The sequence below is a fragment of the Candidatus Arsenophonus triatominarum genome, assembly GCF_001640365.1.
In the GTDB taxonomy this organism is placed as follows: domain Bacteria; phylum Pseudomonadota; class Gammaproteobacteria; order Enterobacterales; family Enterobacteriaceae; genus Arsenophonus; species Arsenophonus triatominarum.
Genome location: NZ_LWMI01000037.1, coordinates 1 through 14603, shown reverse-complemented (window position 1 = coordinate 14603; position 14603 = coordinate 1). Strand labels below are relative to the sequence as shown.

The following is a 14603-nucleotide window of genomic DNA, read 5'->3' as shown; positions in this document are numbered from 1 at the left end:
GAATCCAGCACTCACGAACACGATAGCGTCATGACTCAATCCCTTGAAAGATGGCAACAGGCGAACGTCAATCGCTTCCTCCAACGTAACTAAATAATCCTAACGCCCCTTTTTACAGGGGTAATCATTCATCAATTTAACTATTGAGAGATACCTTTATGTCAAATTTAATAAACATCGAAACAAAAAACATCAACGGGGCATTAATCCAAACTGTCAATGCACGTGATCTACATGCGTTTTTGGAAATCGGTAAAGATTTTACCACATGGATAAAAGACAGAATTAAGCAATATGGATTTGCTGAAAATATCGACTTTATAGTTTTCACCAATTCTGGGGAAAACCCCTTCGGAGGCCGTCCGGCAAAGGAATACCACATTGCCCTCGATATGGCGAAAGAACTATCCATGGTTGAACGCAACGAAAAAGGGAAACAGGCCAGACAGTACTTCATTGAATGCGAAAGACGAATTTTACAATCACAATTACCCAATAACCCAACAACTTTAGGCTTACCTAATTTCCTTGACCCTGCTGAATCTGCAATTGCATGGGCTGAGCAGCATAAAAAAGTTCAACTGTTAGGGGTACAGGTTCAACAGCTTGAAACCGAAATCGATAGTCTAAAAAACCTGTTTCAGATTGGTATGACACCTGTTCAATTCTGCAAGCAGCTTAATGGCGTAAATATTAACCAGGTCAACCTTTTTCTGGAATCGCGTCATTTTCTCTACGATGCAGAAAAGGATATCAGCAAGGCTCATGTCTGGCGTGTTCATTCTTATGCGAGAGATACCTATCTAACCGAATCACCCTTCATCATGACAAACGATTACGGGAAACGCCAGTGTTATAAAATCGTTCTGCTAAAAAAGGGGGCTTCATGGCTATATAACCAATACCTCAAAAGTAAGCTACCGATGAAGAAAGACTGGAACGGCGAATTCACTCACGACAAATATAGTCAGGTGGCATAAGGGGTAACGATGAACAAAGACAACATCCTGCTAGCGCTGGCAAGACAGGCAGCAAAGTTAGCGATTGATACCCAACGACAAGATATATGGCTAATCGCTTTATCACTGCAACTAAAAGCTTATGGAAAAAATCATCATGCCCCTTAAATCTGAAAAGGCGAAAAAACGCCATCTTAAAGAAAAAATTATCACTCTGCTACTGGATTCGTCCTTTTCACAAAATGAAATCGAGTTATTAGTCGCGGAGATTAAAACCAGAAAAACAGGATGCTATTTCAGTTCGAGGAGGTCAAATGAACCCTTACGCCATGCAAGATTACTGGTACGAACAACAGCAAGAAATTGCTTATTGGGAAGACAGGCTGGACGACGAAATCAGCGAACTTGTCCAGCCTGTTTATGACTGCCTACCTTCCTCAGTGATGCGAAAACTCAGTATTGAGGATTTTGACGATATCTGGAAGGCGCTGTTTAACCATTTCAAAAATGAGAACATCCATCAGTACAAAGCACTTCGAGCACCTAAGAGGAAATATCTATGAGCGAAACACAACATACCGAAAAAGAGAGAAGTTTTCAACAACAGGTTTGGGAAACGCTGTCGGTGATTAATGTTAACGATAAAGTTGAAAAGAAAAACGGCCTTTCTTATCTCTCATGGGCTTGGGCATGGGGCGTATTAATGGCACATTATCCAGAATCCTACTATGTCATTGATGCCATTAGCTATAACAATGATGGCAGTGCGATGGTGTCGTTAACACTCACGGTTAAACAAGGAAATAATGAGTTTCCCCGAAAAATGTGGTTACCCGTTATGGATTACCGGAATCAGGCTATTTCTAACCCTAATGCCGTTGATATCAATAAAACGCTCATGCGCTGTCTCACCAAGGCTATTTCAATGTTTGGATTAGGATTTTATATCTATGCCGGAGAAGACTTGCCTGAACAGGAAAAAATTGTAATACAGAAAGAAGCCGCACAACAAAAAGCCCGTTACGAACAATTAATCCAGGAATTAGAAACATCAGCAAAAGGCGGTATTGAATCAATGAAATCCCATTGGCTGAAATTAACACCAGAAGAGACGGATATCATTGGCGAAGAAAATAAAATGGCTATTTATCGCAATATTGCAATGAAAAACGAGGCTAATCATGAAGCAGAAAACGGACGAATGGTTTCAGGCAAGACTTGGGAAAGTCACCGCCAGCAATTTACACAAGGTGTTATCCAAAGGCAGGGGAACAACGCAACGAAACTACCTCATGCAATTAGTTTGTGAAACCCTTACCGGACGACGAGAAGAAATTAAAACCAATCAGGCCATTGAACGGGGCATTGCCCTTGAACCACAAGCTAGAGCGCGATATTGCCTCAATGAGTTTGATGTCACGGTCACCGAAGTGGGCTTTATCTGTAGTAGCTCAGACTTAATCTGACAGTTACCGGTTATTTATACAGTACCTGTCAGGTTAAATTTGATTTAAATCTTTCTCTCTCCAAAGTTGTTTTCCATCGTGTAAAGTTGCCATAGGCGTTCGACCGCAACACATTTTTCCTTGATGAGTGCGTTGGTTATTATATTCCGCTAACCATTTATCTAAATCAGCTTGTAATTCATTTAAAGCCCTATAGATTTTCTTACGAAAAGCCACCTGATAGAACTCTTGTAATACAGTTTTATGAAAGCGTTCACAAATCCCATTAGTTTGAGGTGAACGAGCTTTAGTTTTTGTATGATCAATATCATTGATAGCGAGATAAAGTTGATAATCGTGATGTTCAACTTTACCACAATACTCACTGCCTCTGTCCGTCAGTATACGTAACACCGGTAACCCATGCTGGGAATAAAAAGGGAGAACCTTGTCATTTAATAAATCTGCCGCCGTTATCGCGCTTTTTGTTGTGTAAAGCTTACAATGAACGACTTTACTGTAAGTATCAATGTAAGTTTGTTGATAAACACGACCAACGCCTTTTAAATGACCGACATAAAAAGTATCTTGTGAACCCAGATAACCTGGATGCGCTGTTTCAATCTCACCACAGGCTTCATCATCTTGCGCTTTCTTTTCTAGAGCACTGATTTGTGATTCTGACAGGATAATTCCTTCTGTTGCGATTTTATCTTCAAGCGCTTTTAGGCGTTTTGTAAAATTTTCGAGATTATGGCGCAGCCAAATAGAGCGAACGCCACTCCCCGAAACAAAAATGCCTTTTTTTCTTAGTTCATTACTACTACGGTGTTGACCGTGTGCAGGGTATTCAATCGCATACTCGACTACAGCGCTTTCAATCTGTTCATCTACTCTATTTTTTACGTTAGGCACCCGTCGATTTTGATTAATTAAAGCGTCTATCCCACCATCGTTAACAAGTTCCTGGTAGCGATAAAACGTATCTCGGGATACCCCCATAATCTTACAGGCTTTTGAGACGTTATTAAGCTCTTCAGCGAGGTTAAGTAACCCGACTTTATGTTTGATGATAGGATTATTTGTTTGATACATAGAATTACCTTTTATTTAATTATCTAATGATGTTAATTAAAACCGGTAACGCTCTTTTTTAAATCAGAATTGTCGGATTAAGTTAAGACTAATACACTTTATCCCCCACCCGTCTATTGCGCTATTTGGGGCAAGTCCTGATGGTTTGGTTAATGATGATGGACTTATCGAAATCAAATGCCCCAACACCACTACCCACATTGAAACCATTGTCACAGGAAAACCGAAATACGAATACCTGTTACAAATGCACGGCCAAATGATGTGCACAGGCAGAAACTGGTGCGATTTTGTCAGCTATGATGACAGACTTCCCCCTAACCTTGCCTACTACAAAATCCGGATTATCAAGGATGACAATCTGGTTAACGAAATTGAACAAGCCGTTCAAGCATTTATCGAAAAGCTGAAATCAGAAATCAACAAAATTAATCAAAAAGCGGAGGCAACATGGCAAACCACAACCAGTGTAACTTTACCGGACGCATCGGCAAATTAGATATCCGCTATACCCAAGATAAAAATCCCATATCCGTATTTTCTATCGCTATCAGCAAATCAAGAAAAGACAACAGCGGTCAATGGATTGATGAGACCACATGGGTTAATTGCAAGGCATTTAAACAAATAGCGGAATATATCAATAATCATGCACAAAAAGGCACTTTTGTTCGTGTTACCACGGTCTATCAGGAAAATAAATGGACAGATAAATCCGGTCAGCAAAGGATATCGCCCGAATTTTTAGTCAATGACGTTGAAATATTGGGCAACAGGAAGGAAATAAAACCGCAGGAAAGTCAAAGTAGACCGAATGTGCCAACCACAAGCCAGCCAAGCAATAATCCTGTGATTGAGCCTGATTTTGATGATTCCATCCCCTTTTAGACGCAGGAAAAATTACTATGTGGATTTTAATCTTGTCCATGTACGCCAGTCCTTACTCATCAAGTAACTTTGCAAGTCTTCATACTCAAGAGTTTGACACTGAGAACATGTGTCAATTTGCCGCTAAACAGTTTGAGCGGGAGTTTGAAACTTTCAAGGATATCAGCGCCAAAGCGATTTGCGTTAAAAAGTAATTACCCTACCTGTATTTACCGTGCTTAATTAACTCATGCAGTAAAGCAATTAATGATTATGTTGACGAAAGAAGAAGTCATGCGCTATAGTTTATTTGCATCTGCAAAATCAGATGTAGGGTGTAGGAACCCACCGTAAACTACCGCGACATATGCACGCCGCGAGCGTGTTTTTTAGTGTCGTAATCTAGCCGCATTCAATGGTGGGCTGGATGGGACAACCGAAAGGTTGGCCGGTCGGTAGTTCCGGTATTCCTACTCCCTTTCAGCTCACCACCCATAAGTGTAGGAACTTCAAGTGGTGATAATTAAAATACTACCATCGGAGGTCTTATGACACTTCAACTTTCCGTTATTACCCCTAAAGTTTCTATCCATAATGGTAAAGCTGTTACTAAATTCTAGAGATGTTGCCGATTACTTTGGCAAGCGTCACGATGATATTTTAAAGAAACTTCGTAACATTGACTCTTCACCAGAATTTAACGCCCGCAATTTTGCGGAGGTTAATTATATCGACGCAAAAGGTGAAAAGCGCCCTATGTACGAAATGACCAAAGACGGCTTCGTTTTTTTGGTAATGGGATTCACAGGCAAAAAAGCAGCTGTATTTAAAGAAGCCTATATTGCTGAATTCAACCGTATGGAAGCAGAGCTACATTCTGCACCAAAATATCAATCGGAAGCTCACGAAAAGTTCAGCAGCAAAGATACCCAAAATCTCGCTCGTATCATTGCACTGATAACGCAAAACTTTCGTTTCAGAGATGCATGGAATAATGCTATCTGGCATGCCTTAAGAGAAGTCACAGGAATTCCTTCACCTTATCCTATGGAAGTCAGACTAGTCCCTTCTATCGCTACAGAATGTGAGCGTATCTGGCATGTAACGGAAGAGCTTCAGGATAAAATAGCCGATGCAGAAAAAACAGCGATTAAGCGTATTATCCGCAAACGTGAAAATGCTGACAAAGTTATCGCTGAAATAGAAACTTTGTTATCGCAGGCTACACAGGATAATCAGCTAATACTAAATGGTGCCTTTTCAAATTGGCATAAAGCTGAACTAACACATTTCCTCCAACGTAACTAAATAATCTAAACGCCCCTTTTACAGGGGCAATTATTCATCAATTAACTTTGAGGAATATCTTTATGCAAAATTTAACAAATGAAAATTATCCCATCATTGCGGGTGTAGAAATCACGACAGACTCAGAAGGTCGTTTCAACCTTAATGCGTTACATAAAGCTAGTGGTGGAGACGAAAGTAAGGAGCCAAATAAATGGTTGCGTAATAAACAAACAAAAGAGTTAATAAATGAGCTAAGGGCAAATTTGTCGGTAGGTCAAGAAGTAATCAAAGTTCAAAAAGGAGAATCACAATGAAAACTGAATTAATTACTATCGATTCAAATCAATTACCCGTTATCGAGTGGCAAAATGTTCGAGTGGTAACTACTGAAACCCTTGCTAAGGGGTATGGTACTGAACCCTCAAATATCAGAATGAATTTATCTAACAACAAATCTCGTTTTATTGAAGGCATTCATTATTTCAATGTCACAGGTGAAGCACTAGCACATTTGCGAGTAAATAATATTTACGCACAAATTTCGAACAAAACACGTGCTATTACCCTATATACAGAAAAAGGCGCAGCTCGTATGTCCAAAATTGTTGATACCGACGAAGCGTGGGCTTTCTTTGAAAAAATGGAAAACGCTTATTTTCATCCTGTCCAATACCAAAAAACACTACCAGGAAATTATATTCAGGCATTGGAAGCTCTAGTTGAGTCAGAAAAAGAAAAGCTGGTTATTTCAGATGAACGTAATGAAGCAATTAGGACAAAATCACAAATCAGTCGCACTCGTGAAGCTTCTGCAATGGGTAAACTCAGTGTTGCTACTCGTAAAAATCGGGAACTGACAGAACGATTAGGAGAAAGTGTTAAACATGCCACCATCACAGCAGTAAAGAATGCCACAGGGAAAGAATATAAATTTGCTCCACTTCGTCGATGGTGTCGTGAGAACCAGGTGGAAGCAACCGAAGTACCGGATATTCGTTATGGTCAGGTTAAGTCATGGCCAGCTGAATCATGGCTACAGGTATACGGTATTAATCTGAAATCGTTATTTGCTAATAGCCAAAGTATTCACTAGAAATTGACAGCTATTTGGTATTTCCGCATCACTAAAAAAAAGACCAGCGCAAGGCTGGCCAACACCAGGTAAAATGTTACTGTTAACAAACACACAACGTTAACAATACTACCATAAATAACCTTATAAAAATTAATGTTTTGATCAACATTTACATTCATGTAATCAATAATCGGAGTAATCCTATGAATAACATCCACGAATACCGAACAACGTTACATCATGTCAAAGCAGGGATGCAGGTTATTTATCATGGTGAGGTGATGAAAATAATTAGATTGAAGGAAAAAAAATTAACAAACAAAGGATTGATATATCAATTCGATACCGATGGAGAAAGCGGAATATTAACCGGAAATGGCGGTAATAAAATCACTGTCTTAGAAAAAATAGACGACTTACATAAAAGTAAAAGCTGGTATATTTAACAGGAGATGAAGTGAAGTATGACCTGATACTCGCAGACCCACCTTGGCAATACCAAAAAAAGCATCAAACAACGCAGCAAATAAATCCTAATACTCTACCCCACAAATTATATCCCTAACCTAACAAAAGACGAAGATAACCATTCATGGCTTCGCTATTGATTTTTGTGGGGCAATGAAGCGCCTGAAAATAGTGTGAGTTTTTAAATGAGGACATAAACGTGAATAATAATTCTATGTTCATTACAGATGAACAGATGAAAGAACTAACAGGTTACCAAAAACCATCCAAACAATGCAAAGTTTTAGAAGAAGCCGGAATATTTTTCATTAAACGGCCTGATGGTCGTCCTAAAACAACATGGGAACATTTCAATAACCCATCTTTAAAAAAACTTGATATTAATTTTGCTGAGAAACCAAATTTCGGAGCTATGTAGTTATGTCTGGAAAGCGAAAAAATCCTGCTGATAATTGGATGCCTCCACGCGTATTTCGTGGGAGATCTGCATACGAGTTTAAGCATCCAAATGGTCGTACAATTCGTTTATGTGCTCTAAATGTAGATAAATCTGTTGTTTGGAGTCATTACGAACAATACGTTAATGACGAGAAACATATTTTTAATTATGAATCGCTGATTAATCAGTTTCTATGTTCAGCAGATTTTATCGAATTATCGAAAGACACGCAGAATGATTATCAAAAACATTCCAAAAAAGTTATTCCTGTTTTTGGTAAAATGAATCCGGATAATATTAAACCTGAACATATTAGAAAATATATGGATAAAAGAGGATTGAAGAATAGAACACAAGCCAACAGAGAAAAATCCTTTATGTCCAGAGTATTTCGATGGGGCTATGAACGAGGATTAGTAAAAAATAATCCGTGTAAAGGCGTTAAACAATACAAAGAAGTAGCCCGTGACCATTATGTTACAGATACAGAGTATCACTCATTATATTCTATTTCACCGTTGATTGTTCAGATCGCTATGGAACTAGCCTATCTTTGCTGTGCTCGGCAAGGAGATATTTTAGCATTACGCAAAGATCAACTCATGGAAGCAGGAATTTATATCAAACAAGGGAAAACAGGAAAAAGCCAGATAAAAGGTTGGTCTGAAAGATTAACTAAAGCTATAAAATTAGCTAAACAATTACCGTTAAAAGAAGGTGTTAATAGCTTATACGTTTTACATCAAGCAAATGGAAAAGCATATACCAGAGATGGCTTTAATAGTAGATGGTTAAAAGCTAAAGAAGAAGCCACTAAAAAATACCCTGAATTGGATTTCAATTTTACCTTTCATGATTTAAAAGCAAAAGGTATCTCTGATTTAGAAGGAACACTACAAGAAAAGCAAGCCATTTCGGGTCATAAAAATATTGGTCAGACTGCCAGATATGACAGAAAAATAGAAATCGTTCCGGTCGTAGGTAATCAGAAGAAATGAATAAATATTCAAATTGATTTAACTTATCTTCTGAAAGCATCTTCTGAAGATGTTCTGAAAGGTGATTTTAGTCACAAAAATTTACTCTTAAGAGACTAAGTTTTCACCACTTATAATGAAAAATTTTATGGTGCCCAGGGCGGGACTTGAACCCGCACAGCCTTAAGGCTGAGGGATTTTAAAATCATTGTTATTTACTTATTTATCAAGTAGTTACGCTCACTTTTCGCTATATAACTTATATCTACGGCCTAGAAAAATCAATTAATTACCACTAACTATATACTTAATATAGCGAAAAAATCAACGCTTAAATTCTATACCCACATCTTAAGTATTTATTAAATCTGTTTAATAAAAAGCTGAACAAAACCACCGTAACCATTCGTTTAACTACGGAGAAATTGTTATAGCTAGGCGACTTAATTTTGATTACAAGGTGTGTTATGAGTTATACAATTGATTTTCGACGTAAAGTAATATCTGTAAGGAAAGCCGAAGGTTTAACAATTCGAGAAACTGCGAAACAATTCCGTATTGGAAAAGCGTCTTTAGTACGTTGGCTTAAACGACCAGAGCCAAAAAATTCAACGCCACGTAAGAGGAAGCTCGATAAAAATGCTTTAGCAAAAGATGTGGAACAGTATCCAGATGCTTACCAAAAGGAACGGGCAGAGCGATTCGGTGTTTGTAAAAAGACTATTTGGCAATCCCTTAAAAAGCTGGGATTAACCTATAAAAAAACTCTATTCCATCCAAAAACCAACGAAAGCGACAGGCTGGCACATCAGCAAAAAAGACAACAGTATGAAAAAAAAGATAAATCTGTTGTTTTTATTGATGAAAGTGGTTTTTCACATGACACTCCACGAACTCACGGCTATTCCCCAAAAGGTCACCGTTGTTTTGGCCTGAAAAACTGGGGTGCTAAGGGAAGAACAAATGTTATTGGCGCTTTATTGGGAACAACCCTTTTTGCTATCGGATTATTTGATTGCAATATTAATCGTGATGTTTTTTATGTTTGGATCACAAAAATATTGCTCCCAGAACTTCCTGAAAATTCTGTTATTTTTATGGACAACGCTAGCTTTCACAAAGGTAAGAATATTGAACAGGCAATTATAAACGCAGGACACCAGATAGAATATTTGCCTGTGTATTCACCAGATTTAAATCCTATAGAACATAAATGGTCTCAAGCTAAACGTAAAAAGATGGAAACAGGATGCACTATCGATGACCTGTTTTTAATACATATGCTGTAATCAAAATTAAGTCGCCTAGCTATATGTCTAAAATTACTCACAATTCAAAATAGTCAATTATTCGTTTAGCCGGACTTACACAAATCCACTTACATGCAACCAACAACTAATAGTTAACAACTTCCTCCAGCGCTGCTAATATGGTGCCATTAAGTGGGACTGAGTATCCCAACGATGAAATTGTCCACGGGTTTTTTGAAGCGGAAAAAAAGCCAAAGAGACAGGCGCGGTGCTTGAGAAACGAAGTCCATACCGATTTAGCCCGAGTCATTAAGAAAAATGCCCCTGAGCAAGTAGAGGCGTCTCCTTGCTAAAGCTGGGTTGTGATGAAATAAATAGCGTACTCAATGTACCTTATTTGTTTTCAATAACGCAACGGGATGTTAACAACTGTGAAAGAAATCGGATGAGTAAAAAATTCACCCCAACGCCCCATGATGCGGTATTTAAGCAGTTTTTAAGTGAAAAAGAGACCGCTAAAGATTTCTTTGATATCTGGCTACCGGATGAGATTAAAGCATTGTGTGATTTGGATAGCCTCAAAGTGGAATCTGGCTCATTCGTCGATAGTGAGATGAAAAGCTATCAGAGTGATATCCTGTATTCTGTCAATACCCAGCAGGGACAAGGTTATCTCTATCTGCTGATTGAGCACCAGTCAACACCGGATAAACTCATGGCTTGGCGATTAATGCGCTATAGCATGGCAGCCATGCAGAAGCATTTAGAAGCCGGACACAAAGAACTTCCTATCGTTTTTCCTATTCTGTTTTATTGTGGCGAACAAACTCCTCATCCTTACAGTACTGACTGGCTAGACTGCTTTAGTGGCAGAGATATTGCGGAAAAGATATACACCAAACCGTTTAAGCTAGTCGATGTCACCACGCTTGATGACGGTGAGATTATGCAACATAAGCGAATGGCGTTATTGGAGCTTATCCAAAAACACATTCGAAGACGGGATATGGCCGAGCTACTGAATAGTATTGTTAAACTGTTGTCGTATAATTATTATACTGATAATCAAGTTATTACTATGTTTAACTATCTAATCCAAGAAGGCAATGCTGAGCAACCAGCAAAGTTAATCAAAGAGATAGCCAGACAGACAGAGAAACATGAGGGGGCATTGATGAATATTGCACAAGGTATACGAGAAGAAGGCATACAACAAGGCATACAACAAGGCATACAACAAGGTATACAACAAGGTATGCAACAAGGTATACAACAAGGGAAAGTTGAGGGCGAAAAACAGGCTTCCATGAAGATAGCGCGCCAACTTCTTGAGAAAGGCGTTGAAAAAGAAATCATCAAATTCTCTACAGGTCTGTCTGATGAGGAATTAAATCAGTTAACCTGACACCGGAACCTAACTCAATCATTCGAGTGTGTCAGATTTGGGTTCTTCTCAAAATCTGTCAATCCGGTTTTTTCGGCCAGTCAATATCGGGTGCAGCTGAAACATCCGTACGGTTCACAAAAACCCGATATTTTTTCCAGGCTATCAGTCGTTTTTTCTCGTCTTCGGTGGCCATTTCTAAATCGACTGCATCTTGAAGGGGTGCAATTTCACGAGTGGCATCATATAATTTTTGTTGTTTGATGCCTTCTAATTTTTGTCTTTCTGCTAATTTTTCAGCTTCTGCATCCTTGACCCACTTTTCACCATCCCAAACATCATATTCGCTTTGAGGGGCTAATGATGTTAAATATTCCGGTACCTTACCTAATTTTTCAAGGGTGACAGATTGACGGCTTTTCGTATCAAACAAAACCAAACCGCGATGATCTTCCTGATATTCCCATTCCTGATTTTGTTCATTAAAAACAACAGCGAAACCTTCCTTTTTGTCAATTGGTTTTTTCTCAGTATGAAAAGGCAGTATGTCATGAGTTTCATCCGTGTAAGCATCGCAAGGACCCAGCAACTCATGTGTATCACTCGTGTAGGTATAGGCTTTAAAAATTCTAAACATTTTTGATTCCTTAACTGATTCTGTACCAGCCCATTAGCGTAATAAAAGCATTCGTTATATTAATTTCGCTACTACTTCCCGTCTTTCCCGTTGTACCTGAAACAGAATGGGTGTGTGCACCGATAGTAACAGTATGTGAGTGGTTCCCCGCTTGTGATGTATTTTGAGCCCTTGGTTTCCATTGATTAGGATTACCGTCATCGCCTCTTGCATTCCATGGGTCACGTACAACGCCTGCAAAATTATGTGCATGATTACCCGTTGCATTCGTATTTTTAGTACCATAATCATAGCTACTGGTTGTTGCTGAAAAAGTGTGCCCGTGAGCGGGTAATTGGGCTTCTGTCAGCTTAATAGCATCAGCGCCTCCGGTAGTGAATACATTAGAACCATCTGCTTTTGCTAAACGAATGGTTTTATTTTCACCAATGTATTGCCATTTTGTATTTGGAAATAAGGTATTGGGATTTTTATTTTGAGCAAACCAGACAACAATCCCTACCGGATAAATTCCGTCAATACTTACGGTTTTCGCCAAGTCATAAGCGGCTTTGACGGCTTTGGGTGTGGCGGCCAGCGTTTCATCATTGCTGTCAGTGGCGCTACTTAACCGTGTGAGACCGTGTTGAGTGAGCGACGCAACGAGGATAGCAAAAATAATCTGTGAACCATCGCAACGGATAACATTTCTGCCACTGGGCAGTACAACACCAGTCCCTGACAGGGGTTTACAGGTCAGGGTGAAATTCCCCTGACAGTGATTGGCGACAGTCCAGTTTCTTATCCATGGCGGGAAAATTACGGTGGTATCAGCAATAAGATTGCCACTGAAGACCAGTTCTTCTTTTGCGGCCTGTAAGGTAGTCAAGGTTATCGTGCCGGTTTCCAGTCCGGTTATACTGGTGATGCCGTAACTATTCACGGGTACCCACCCTGTTGCGGAGGCATCCAACACTTCCGGATTGGTCGTATTCCCGTCTATTGTATTTAGCCAAAAACCGTCATTCGTGGAATTGGGCACTTTCGCCCCCGCCGGATAACCACCAATCGCCGTGGCAAAATCGGCATCAAAAGGGTAACCCGCGCCCGCATTATGCCAACGATAGCCGGTGTATAGTTCGTTAAGTGCCTGATTCATGTCACGGCCATCAGGGGGCAAGCCGCCTGCGGCTTTAATCGTCATGGTAATGGGAGGAAAACCGGCATCATAAGAAGCCTGATTACTGCCGGTTGGTGTTTTCGCCGTTAAATCACGCCGTGAACCATTCGCCCCAAAGGGCACCGGATTTACGAGCGGGCAAGTCTGTTTTTTTCATAAAATACTCCAAAAAATTCTACTGGATGATTAACGCCCCGCCGTAAAAAACATCCCCTCATTAAACGGATAGGCATCCTCGGCAAAGCCAAAGTAGGGGGCGACGACCTGATTGATATTCATCAGTACCCCAGAAGGTAACGGGGTGACCTCGCTGTTTCTCAATACCGCCAATTCAAAGGGTTCTAGGGGAAAGGCGGTGGTAATACCAATAGTCATGTCACGATAATTCACACAAAACGCCTCGCCGCGTCCCTTAAACAGAAAACGTAAGAAGCGATTGATTTCAGGAATAGTCGCAATACTGATGTTAGAAAACGCCTTGCTGAGTATCAAGGTTCGATAAGCGTTGTCCGCTAGCCGGATTTTTCTGGTTTCCTGCACACCCGCGTAATAAGGGGCATCACTGAACGGGGTGGGATAATCCGCTTTTCCTTCGTCTGCCTGCGCAAACCCAAACGCGCTGTTATCGACTTCCGCCGTGATGTAACGTGAAATGTTGACGATTTTCCCCCACATATCCAGACCAAAGCGGTTGCAGGTGGTGATATCCCACACTTCATCAAGAAACCGGTCAGTGAAATACTCCAGACTCACCGCCTGCTCGAATGTTGCGATGACAGACAGCAATTTCTGGCTGGCACTGTACTGGTTTAGCACCGTTTTTTGCCAACTCATCTTAACTCCACGTGAATGTTATCGGCTTGCAAAACGGGGACTTGCGCCACGCCTGGTGTTAACGCAGACAGCCAGTTTTTGCCGTCTTGGGATATCATCACTGATACGACACTCACCGAATAAGGCTCAATCGCAATAATCGGCGCGTAGTATTTACCCACATTCAGGGTTGCCCCTATGCCCGCACGTTGAATACCTTCTACCTCGCCATTAAACACGCGAATAACTGTTTTTTTAACTTGCTCGGTAATGTCACAGGGAGGATTGAGACTTTTATCAATGTTGACGGAAAAATAGACGCTTAATGGGGTGGCTCGCTGCCACTGCATCACATATTGCGGGTAAGGCGGCGAGTCGTTCTCTTTAGTCATAAACAGTAAAGGTGGTATCCCCATTCATGTCCGCGCCAGGATTGTAATACTGGAAGATCGTCTCGGCGATATCGGTATCGTTGCCACCATTCACACAAATAAAAACGGAATGCGGTTTAACCGGATAAAGAGTCGTGCCGATAGTAACCGTCTCCCTTGTTCGGTTTGACCAGACATACGCATCCGTCACACCTTGGGTTTCCAGTAGGGCCGCTTTCATCGCACCATCGGTATTACGACCGTTGCGCGCCACTGATTGGCGGCGGCGTGTTTCAAAGGCAATGCGGGATTCTACCTGTGACCCGACACGGGCCGGTGTGTCATTGGTGATGGCGTCCCACCCTGAAACAGAG

Annotated in this window: 21 protein-coding genes and 1 pseudogene; 16 read left to right on the top strand and 6 right to left on the bottom strand. The window is 40.4% G+C overall.

What is annotated here, in order from left to right; translation table 11 throughout:
- Positions 1-158 precede the first annotated feature (158 nt).
- The 5 genes from AYJ55_RS35230 (at position 159) to AYJ55_RS27160 (ending at position 2425) form a co-directional block, all read left to right on the top strand.
- Positions 159-980 carry an antA/AntB antirepressor family protein gene (locus tag AYJ55_RS35230; protein WP_074168180.1) on the top strand — a complete coding sequence of 274 codons (822 nt, stop codon included), beginning with the start codon at positions 159-161 and terminating at the stop codon, positions 978-980.
- Between the two features lie 9 nt (positions 981-989).
- Complete coding sequence (locus AYJ55_RS31180) at positions 990-1127, top strand: hypothetical protein (RefSeq protein WP_187153132.1); 138 nt, start codon at positions 990-992, stop codon at positions 1125-1127.
- A 146-nt stretch (positions 1128-1273) separates the two neighbouring features.
- Positions 1274-1522: a hypothetical protein gene (locus AYJ55_RS20275; RefSeq protein ID WP_063653611.1), complete on the top strand. Its 249-nt coding sequence runs from the start codon at positions 1274-1276 to the stop codon at positions 1520-1522.
- A complete protein-coding gene (locus tag AYJ55_RS33805) occupies positions 1519-2268 on the top strand; it encodes a Sak single strand annealing protein (RefSeq protein ID WP_063653613.1) in 750 nt (249 codons plus the stop codon). Before AYJ55_RS20275 ends, AYJ55_RS33805 begins: the two co-directional genes overlap by 4 nt.
- Positions 2210-2425: a PDDEXK family nuclease gene (locus AYJ55_RS27160; protein ID WP_245677346.1), complete on the top strand. Its 216-nt coding sequence runs from the start codon at positions 2210-2212 to the stop codon at positions 2423-2425. The genes AYJ55_RS33805 and AYJ55_RS27160 overlap by 59 nt, the downstream gene beginning before the upstream one ends.
- Before the next feature lie 33 nt (positions 2426-2458).
- Here the strand turns inward: AYJ55_RS27160 and AYJ55_RS20265 are convergent, their stop codons facing one another.
- Positions 2459-3499, bottom strand: a complete 1041-nt coding sequence (locus AYJ55_RS20265) for an IS481 family transposase (protein WP_063654070.1) — start codon at positions 3497-3499, stop codon at positions 2459-2461.
- Positions 3500-3575: 76 nt separating this feature from the next.
- On the opposite strand from AYJ55_RS20265, the gene AYJ55_RS20260 reads away from it, so the two are divergent.
- The 11 genes from AYJ55_RS20260 (at position 3576) to AYJ55_RS20215 (ending at position 11270) form a co-directional block, all read left to right on the top strand.
- Positions 3576-3998 (top strand): YqaJ viral recombinase family protein, encoded by a 423-nt coding sequence (locus tag AYJ55_RS20260; protein ID WP_162505770.1) that lies wholly within the window; start codon positions 3576-3578, stop codon positions 3996-3998.
- Positions 3950-4387 carry a single-stranded DNA-binding protein gene (locus tag AYJ55_RS20255; RefSeq protein WP_063657731.1) on the top strand — a complete coding sequence of 146 codons (438 nt, stop codon included), beginning with the start codon at positions 3950-3952 and terminating at the stop codon, positions 4385-4387. The genes AYJ55_RS20260 and AYJ55_RS20255 overlap by 49 nt, the downstream gene beginning before the upstream one ends.
- A 38-nt stretch (positions 4388-4425) precedes the next feature.
- Positions 4426-4581, top strand: coding sequence for a hypothetical protein (locus tag AYJ55_RS31175; protein ID WP_187153348.1), 156 nt, complete (start codon positions 4426-4428; stop codon positions 4579-4581).
- Between the two features lie 379 nt (positions 4582-4960).
- Entirely contained in the window at positions 4961-5674 is a 714-nt protein-coding gene (locus AYJ55_RS20250) for a Rha family transcriptional regulator (protein WP_245677483.1), read from the top strand.
- 62 nt (positions 5675-5736) lie between these two features.
- Positions 5737-5970: a KilA-N domain-containing protein gene (locus AYJ55_RS20245; protein ID WP_063657730.1), complete on the top strand. Its 234-nt coding sequence runs from the start codon at positions 5737-5739 to the stop codon at positions 5968-5970.
- A complete protein-coding gene (locus AYJ55_RS20240; protein WP_063657729.1) occupies positions 5967-6749 on the top strand; it encodes an ORF6N domain-containing protein in 783 nt (260 codons plus the stop codon). The genes AYJ55_RS20245 and AYJ55_RS20240 overlap by 4 nt, the downstream gene beginning before the upstream one ends.
- Before the next feature lie 260 nt (positions 6750-7009).
- Positions 7010-7177 (top strand): hypothetical protein, encoded by a 168-nt coding sequence (locus AYJ55_RS31165; RefSeq protein ID WP_187153273.1) that lies wholly within the window; start codon positions 7010-7012, stop codon positions 7175-7177.
- A 236-nt stretch (positions 7178-7413) separates the two neighbouring features.
- Positions 7414-7617 (top strand): DUF4224 domain-containing protein, encoded by a 204-nt coding sequence (locus AYJ55_RS20230; protein WP_162505773.1) that lies wholly within the window; start codon positions 7414-7416, stop codon positions 7615-7617.
- Between the two features lie 2 nt (positions 7618-7619).
- Complete coding sequence (locus AYJ55_RS20225) at positions 7620-8636, top strand: tyrosine-type recombinase/integrase (RefSeq protein ID WP_063657727.1); 1017 nt, start codon at positions 7620-7622, stop codon at positions 8634-8636.
- 446 nt (positions 8637-9082) lie between these two features.
- Positions 9083-9904: an IS630 family transposase gene (locus tag AYJ55_RS27155; RefSeq protein WP_063654603.1), complete on the top strand. Its 822-nt coding sequence runs from the start codon at positions 9083-9085 to the stop codon at positions 9902-9904.
- A 406-nt stretch (positions 9905-10310) separates the two neighbouring features.
- Complete coding sequence (locus tag AYJ55_RS20215; protein WP_063657757.1) at positions 10311-11270, top strand: Rpn family recombination-promoting nuclease/putative transposase; 960 nt, start codon at positions 10311-10313, stop codon at positions 11268-11270.
- Positions 11271-11328: 58 nt separating this feature from the next.
- On the opposite strand, the gene AYJ55_RS20210 is transcribed toward AYJ55_RS20215, so the two are convergent.
- The 5 genes and pseudogenes from AYJ55_RS20210 to AYJ55_RS31160 all read right to left on the bottom strand — a co-directional run.
- Entirely contained in the window at positions 11329-11886 is a 558-nt protein-coding gene (locus tag AYJ55_RS20210) for a tail fiber assembly protein (RefSeq protein WP_063655168.1), read from the bottom strand.
- Between the two features lie 10 nt (positions 11887-11896).
- Positions 11897-13168 carry a phage tail protein gene (locus AYJ55_RS29900; protein WP_162505768.1) on the bottom strand — a complete coding sequence of 424 codons (1272 nt, stop codon included), beginning with the start codon at positions 13166-13168 and terminating at the stop codon, positions 11897-11899.
- A gap of 63 nt (positions 13169-13231) precedes the next feature.
- On the bottom strand, positions 13232-13879 hold the full coding sequence (locus AYJ55_RS20200; RefSeq protein WP_063656255.1) for a baseplate wedge 1 family protein: 648 nt from the start codon (positions 13877-13879) through the stop codon (positions 13232-13234).
- Positions 13876-14274 (bottom strand): hypothetical protein, encoded by a 399-nt coding sequence (locus AYJ55_RS20195; RefSeq protein WP_187153345.1) that lies wholly within the window; start codon positions 14272-14274, stop codon positions 13876-13878. Before AYJ55_RS20195 ends, AYJ55_RS20200 begins: the two co-directional genes overlap by 4 nt.
- A pseudogene (locus AYJ55_RS31160) lies at positions 14243-14603 on the bottom strand (baseplate J/gp47 family protein); the annotation flags it as partial. The gene AYJ55_RS20195 and the pseudogene AYJ55_RS31160, both read right to left, overlap by 32 nt.